The following is a 6216-nucleotide window of genomic DNA, read 5'->3' as shown; positions in this document are numbered from 1 at the left end:
GGGGCCCGGCGCCGCCCCCGGGCGCACCCCGGGCGCCGGGTGCCGCGCCGGGGGGACGGCGGGGCGGTGATCTGACCGGCCGCGGGGCGCCCACCCCCCGCGGGGCGCGGGCGGGCGGCGGGCGCCCGGTCCATCGGTCCGCGGGTCAGAGGTGGGGCGAGGACGGGTCGCCGCCGAGGCGGAGCTCGCCGACGGCGTCGAGGACGCGTTCGGCGGAGGCGACGTGCCGGCCGGCCGTGATGACGTCGCGCAGGCAGCGGTCGAGCGGGGTGCGCTCGGTGTAGACGGCCGCGGAGCCGACCAGGTCGTAGAGGTGCTGGACGGCCTCCCGGCAGGCGCGGTGGGCGTACTGGCGGGCGAGGGCGGCGGTGCCGCGCTCCGGGGCTCGGCCCGCGGCCAGGGCGGCCCAGGCCCGGTCCAGGGTGGTGTAGACGTAGGCGTCGGCGGCGCCGATCAGGGCCTCCGCGTGGGCCAGGTCGGCCGGGGCGGAGGCCCTGGGCAGGGCGGGGCCGCGGGCGGTGAGCAGCTCCCGGGCGCAGGCCAGCGCGGAGCGGGCGATGCCGAGCGGGATGCCGGCCATCTTGAGGGCGAGGTTGTCGGCGCGCAGGTGGAGCGGCTGCGGGGCGCCGGCCGCCGGGGGCGCGAAGGTGTGCCGGTCCGGGACGAACAGGTCGGCGACCTCGACGTCGTGGGAGCCGGTGCCGCGCAGCCCGGTGGTGTGCCAGGTGTCGAGCACCCGGACGTCCGCGGTGCGGAGGACGGCGACCCGCGGGGTGCCGTCGGGGGTCAGGAACCCGGCCAGCAGCCGGTCGGCGTGGGTGATCCCGCTGGCGTACGTCCACCGGCCGGACAGCAGGTACCCGCCGTCGTGCCGGACGGCCCGGCCGAGCGGCGGCAGCACCGTGGCGGTGATCAGGTCCGGGTCCGGGAACAGCTCGGCGAACACCTCGGCGGGCAGCGAGACCACCGCGAGCGAGGCGTTGAGCGCGACGGCGGCGCACCAGGCGACCGAGGCGTCGCCCTCGGCCAACAGGTCGACGGCCCGGGTGAGTTGCGGCGCGGTCAGCTCGACCCCGCCCAGGGCGGGCGGCAGGGCGGCGCGCAGCAGCCCGGTGGCCCTGAGGCCGTCGAGCAGGTCGGCCGGGATCCGCCCCCGCCGCTCCACCTCCGGCGCGCGGGCCGGCAGGGTCGCGGCGAAGGCCCGGACCCGGTCCAGTACGTCACCGGCGGTGGGCCCCGATCCGGGGGCCCGGGGCGGCAGTTCGACGACGGTCATCCGCTCGTCCTCCAAGCTCGGCCGGTCCGGCCGGCGGGTGTCGGTCACAGGTCGCCCAGCACCTTGTCGAGCTCGGCCGCCAGGGCGGGGAGGTGCGGCGGGCGCATGACGGTGTAGTGGTCGCCGGGCAGGTCGACGGCCTCGGCCGCGTCGCCGAGCAGGTCCAGCCACCGGCGGGTGGTGCCGGTGGTGGCGCCGTCCATGGCGCGCAGCAGCCGGACCCGGCCCCGGTACGGGGTGGGCCGGTGCCCGGCCAGGGCGCGGCTGAGGTGCAGGAAGCGGCCGGCGAGCCGGTCCAGGGTGGCGGGGTCGACGTCGTCCGGGAGGACGGCGGCCCGCCGGGCCCGGGTGAGCAGTTCCTCGGTCGGGGTGCGTTCGCCGGTGGGTTCGAAGGCCTCCGGGCCGGGGTTCCAGTCGCGTCCGGCCAGCCCGGCGAGGTCGCGGGCGAACCGGGCGAGCAGGTCGGCGTCGGACTGCGACCCGGCCGGGCCGGGCGGCTCCAACAGGTCGACGGCCGCGACGAGTTCGACGGTGGCGCCGCGGGCGGTGAGCAGCGCGGCGGCCTCCAGGGCGAGCACGCCGCCCATGGACCAGCCGCCGAGCCGGTACGGGCCGTCGGGGAAGCGCTCGGTGATCGCGTCGGCGTAGTGGGCGGCCAGCTCGGCCACGGTCGGAGCGGGTTCGGGGTCGGGGTACTGGAGCGCGTGCACGGGCTGGTCCGGGTCCAGCAGGGCGGCGAGCCCCGCGTAGCAGAGCACGTCGCCGCCGACCGGGTGGATCAGGAACAGCGGCGGCCGGCTGCCGGTGGCCCGGATCGGGACGAGCGCCGCCCGGCCCTCGTCGGCGGGCCGTTCGCGCAGCGCCTCGGCGAGCGACTCGACGGTCGGGCGGGCGAGCAGGGTGGCGACGGGGAGCGAGCGGCCGGTGTCCCGGTGGATCCGGGCCATCATCCGCACCGCGAGCATCGAGTCGCCGCCGAGGTCGAAGAAGTTCTCGGTGACGCCGAGCTCCCGGGTGGCCGCGCTCGGGAAGAACTCGGCCCAGATTCGGGTGAGTTGACGTTCGACCGCGTCGCGCGGCGGGACGGTCGCGGCGGTGCGCGGGGCCGTCCGCTCGGGCGCGGGCAGCCGGCGGCGGTCCACCTTGCCGTTGTCGGTCAGCGGTAGTTCGTCCAGCCGGACGATCCGGGCGGGCACCATGTAGCCGGGCAGTTCCCGGCCGAGCGCCGCCCGCAGTTCCTCCTCCGGGAGCTCGGCCGACGCGGCGTCGCCCACCACGTACCCGAGCAGCCGCCGGGGCCCGCCCGGCTCGCCCTCGGCCACCGCGGCGGCCGCCCGGACGCCCGGTCGGCGCAGCAGCGCGGCCTCGACCTCGCCGAGCTCGATCCGGTGCCCCTGGACCTTCACCTGGAAGTCCGCGCGGCCCAGGAACTCGATCTCGCCGTCCGGCAGGTAGCGGCCGAGGTCGCCGGTGCGGTAGAGCCGCTCGCCGGTGACCGGGTGGTGCGGGAAGGCGGCGCGGGTCCTGGCCTCGTCGCCGAGGTAGCCGCGGGCCAGGCCGGTGCCGGCGATGTACAGGTCGCCGGGGACGAGGGCCGGGCGCGGGCGCAGCGCCTCGTCCAGCACGTGGAAGCGCTGGTTGCGCATCGGCCGGCCGTACGGGATGCTCGCCCGCTCCCGGTCCGTCCGCTCGACCGGGTGCTGGATCGACCAGACGGACGCCTCGGTCGCGCCGCCCAGGGCGTGGACGCGGGCGCCGGGCAGCAGCTCGGCGACGCTCTCGGGGAGGGTGACGGGGATCCAGTCACCGCTCAGCAGCACCAGGCGCAGCGGGGGCGTGCCGCCGACGGCCCGCAGGTGGTCGGTGAACATCTCCATCAGCGCGGGGACGCTGTTCCAGAGCGTCACCCGGTGCCGTTCGGCCAGCTCCAGCCAGGCGGCCGGTTCGCGCCGCGCGGCCTCGTCGGGCAGGACGAGGGCGCCGCCGGCCGCGAGCAGGCCGAAGACGTCGTAGACGGAGAGGTCGAAGTTGAGCGCGGACAGGGCGAGGACGCGGTCCTCGGCGCTCACGCCGTACCGGTCGTTGACGTCCCGGAGGGTGTTGACGGCGCCGGTGTGCTCGATCATCACGCCCTTGGGCACGCCGGTGGAGCCCGAGGTGAAGATGACGTACGCGAGGTCCTCGGGCCGGGCCGGGGAGGGCGGCAGCGGCTCGCCGGAGCCGTCCCCCTCCGGCTCGGTGTCGACGTTCAACAGCTGGGTGCCGTCCGGCAGTTCGAGGGTCTCCGCGAGCGCCGAGCGGGTCAGGACCAGCCCGATGCCGGCGGTCTCGACGATCATCCGCAGCCGGCGGGCCGGCATCGCGGCGTCCACCGGCACGTAGGCGGCGCCGGCCTTGAGGACGCCCAGCGCGGCGACCACCTGCTCCCAGCCCTTGTCCGTCACGATGCCGACCGGCACGCCCGGGCCCGCGCCGTGCGCGATCAGCCGGCGGGCGATCCGGTCGGAGCGGCGGTCCAGCTCGCCGTAGCTCAGCGTCCGGTCGGCGGTGATGACGGCGGGGGCGGTGGGCCGGGCCGCGGCCTGCCGCAGGAAGCCGTCGTGCAGCAGCTCGGCCGGGACGGGGGCGTCGGTGGCGTTGGCGGCCCGTCGCAGGGCCAGGTCGGCGGCGGGCACGGGCACGGCCGCCGGTCGGCGCCACGCCCCCTCGCCGCACAGCTCCCGGACCAGTTCCCGGTAGGCCTCCCACATGCCGTCGACCACGCCGTCGGGGAACACCTCCTCGACCACGTCCCAGTTCAGGACCAGTTCGCCGGCCTCCTCCAGGGCCTGGTGGTCGAGCCAGACCTGCGGGGTGCGGACCGAGCTGGAGGCCAGCCGGCCGGAGCGGCCGAGCCCGGTCAGCGCCGTCAGGGCGCCGCCGCCCTCGCCGGAGGCGTCCTGCGCCGAGAAGCCGATGGTGCTGGTGAACACCACGGGCATGCTCGCCAGGCCCGTCCCGGCCCGGGTGCGGTTGAGTTCGCGCAGCACCTCGACGCCGCTGACGTAGCCGTGGTCGAGGTCGGTCAGCAACTGGCGCTGGAGCCGCAGGGCGCCGGTGGCGAAGGACTCGGCGGGGGCGGCGTCGACCTCCAGCAGGGTGGTCGCGCTGAGGTTGCCGAGGACCCGGGCGACGTCCTCGTGCAGCGGCCGCCGGTGGAACGCCAGCAGGTTGAGCGTGAAGCGCGGCGACTCGCTCCAGGCGCCCAGCACCTGCGCGTACGCGGCGCACAGGGCCGCCGAGGGCGAGACGCCCGCCGCGTCGGCGTTCGCCCGGAAGCGCTGCCAGGCCGCCGACTCGATCCGGGCCGTGCGGTGGGTGAACACCGGCCGGCGCGGTGCCGCCCCGGGGCGCAGCGGCAGCCGGGGCGCGGACGGCAGGGTGGCGAGGCGGGCCTGCCAGTAGGCGAGCGACTCGGCGCGCCGCTCGGCGTCCGTGCGGGCGGCGGCGAGCACGTAGTCGCGGTAGCTGACGCCGGGGGCGGGCGTCGCGGGGGCGCCGTCGCGGTAGGCCTGCGCCCACTCCCGGAACAGCACGCCGGAGCTGCGGCCGTCGACGATCAGCGCGTCGAAGGTGAGGTGCAGCCGGGTGGTGCGCTCGTCCAGCAGGGTCGCCCGGACGTCGAACAGCGGCCAGGCCTCGGTGTCGAACACCCGGTCGCGCAGCTCCCGGTGGGTCGCGGCGAGGCGCTCCGCCCGCTCGGCCCCGTCGAGGGTCCGCAGGTCGGCGGTGGCGATCCGGTACGCGGGGACCTCGGCGAGCACCCGCTGGTACCCGTCCCGGGAGACCACCGCGCGGAGCATGTCGTGGCGGTCGATCAGCTGCCGCAGGGCGGCGGCGAGCCGGTCGAGGTCGGTGTCGGTCAGGTCGAGCTCGACCAGGAAGGAGGTGGCGACGTTGCCCAGCTCGAAGGCGTCCGTCCGGCCGACCAGGTAGGCCTGCTGGAGGTCGGTGAGCGGGAACGGCTCGTACCGGGCCGCCGGGTCGGCGACCAGCGCCGCACCGGGCCGCTCCGCCAGGGCGGTGGCGGTGGCGGCGGCGCCGTACGAGGCCCGGACGCGCTGCGCGAGTTCGGCGACGCTCCGGCCGTCCAGCAGTTCGGGCAGCGGGAGGTCGACGCCGAGCCGCCGGGCGAGGGTCTGCCGGATGTCCATCGCGATCAGCGAGTCGGCGCCCAGGCTGCGCAGCGGTCGGTGCAGGTCCTCGCCGGTGACGGCCGCGCCACGCGCCCGGCCGACGATGCCGACCACCAGCGCGGCGACGTCGACGCCCTGGTCCCCGGGTACGGCCTCCCCCGCTACGGCCCGCTCCGCTACGGCCTGCCCCGGTGCGGCCTCCCCCGCTACGGCCTGTTCCGGCCGCGCGGCGCTCGGCACCGCCTCCAGTCGTACGCCCTCGGCCAGGGCCACCGGCGCGCCGTCGGCGCCGACCAGCCGCACCTGGGCGACCAGCGGCCCGCCGCCGTGTGCCGGTGCCCCCTCCGGCCGGGGGGCGCCGTTCCACAGCCAGTAGCGCTCGCGCTGGAACGGGTAGCCGGGCAGCGGCACGGGCGGGCCGACGGGCTCGCCGTGCACCCGCGCCCAGTCGATCCGGGCACCCCGGACGTACAGCGCGCCCAGACCGTCCAGCAGGGTGCGGCGGGCGTCCTCCCCCGCGCGCAGCGACGGCAGGAACCCGGCGTCCCCGGCGTCCCCGGCGTCCGCCCGGGCCCGGTCGAGGAGCGGGGAGGCGGGGCCGAGCACCACGAAGGCGCGGTGCCCCTCGCGCAGCAGCGCGGCGAGGCCCTCGGCGAACCGCCGGTCCGCCTCGGCGGCGGTGGCGGCGGTGCCGGTGGCGGCCGGGCTCGCCGTGCCCGCGACGCGGGCGGCCACCGCCTCGCCCTCGGCGCCGTGCCCGAGGAC

Annotated in this window: 2 protein-coding genes; both read right to left on the bottom strand. The window is 77.9% G+C overall.

Going from position 1 to position 6216, the window contains the following annotated elements; translation table 11 throughout:
• Positions 1-145: 145 nt before the first annotated feature.
• Entirely contained in the window at positions 146-1324 is a 1179-nt protein-coding gene (locus tag ACFXPX_RS03615; protein ID WP_380639485.1) for an acyl-CoA dehydrogenase family protein, read from the bottom strand.
• A complete protein-coding gene (locus ACFXPX_RS03610; protein ID WP_380639500.1) occupies positions 1321-5862 on the bottom strand; it encodes an amino acid adenylation domain-containing protein in 4542 nt (1513 codons plus the stop codon). Before ACFXPX_RS03610 ends, ACFXPX_RS03615 begins: the two co-directional genes overlap by 4 nt.
• Positions 5863-6216 lie beyond the last annotated feature (354 nt).

The sequence above is a fragment of the Kitasatospora sp. NPDC059146 genome (genome assembly GCF_042786665.1).
Taxonomy (GTDB): domain Bacteria; phylum Actinomycetota; class Actinomycetes; order Streptomycetales; family Streptomycetaceae; genus Kitasatospora.
The sequence above is the reverse complement of the archived record's forward strand: the minus strand, read 5'-3'. Positions and strand labels throughout refer to the sequence as shown.